This window comes from Streptococcus suis, from assembly GCF_002964045.1.
Lineage (GTDB): Bacteria > Bacillota > Bacilli > Lactobacillales > Streptococcaceae > Streptococcus > Streptococcus suis_U.
Genome location: NZ_POPB01000608.1, coordinates 1 through 327 on the forward strand (window position 1 = coordinate 1; position 327 = coordinate 327).

At 42.8% G+C, this 327-nt stretch carries 1 protein-coding gene; it reads left to right on the plus strand.

Annotation, left to right across the window (positions count from 1 at the left end):
• Positions 1-327, plus strand: a 327-nt coding sequence (locus C1E99_RS13115) for a pyruvate formate lyase family protein (protein WP_330848232.1), incomplete at both ends; no start/stop codon positions are given.

The window sequence follows — 327 nt, forward strand, 5'->3', positions numbered from 1 at the left end:
AAAGCGAAGACCAACGCCACAACATTCAGTACTTCGGTGCTCGTGTGAACGTTCTTAAAGCTCTTCTTTCAAGCTGGAACAACGGCTACGACGATGTTCACAAAGATTACAAAGTGTTCGATGGTGTTGAACCAAATACTTCTGAAATCTTTGACTACGATCAAGTTATTGCCAACTTTGAAAAAGCCCTCGACTGGTTGACTGACACTTATGTAGATGCAATGAACATCATCCACTACATGACTGACAAGTACAACTATGAAGCAGTTCAAATGGCATTCTTGCCAACTCACCTTCGTGCAAACATGGGCTTCGGTATCTGTGGCT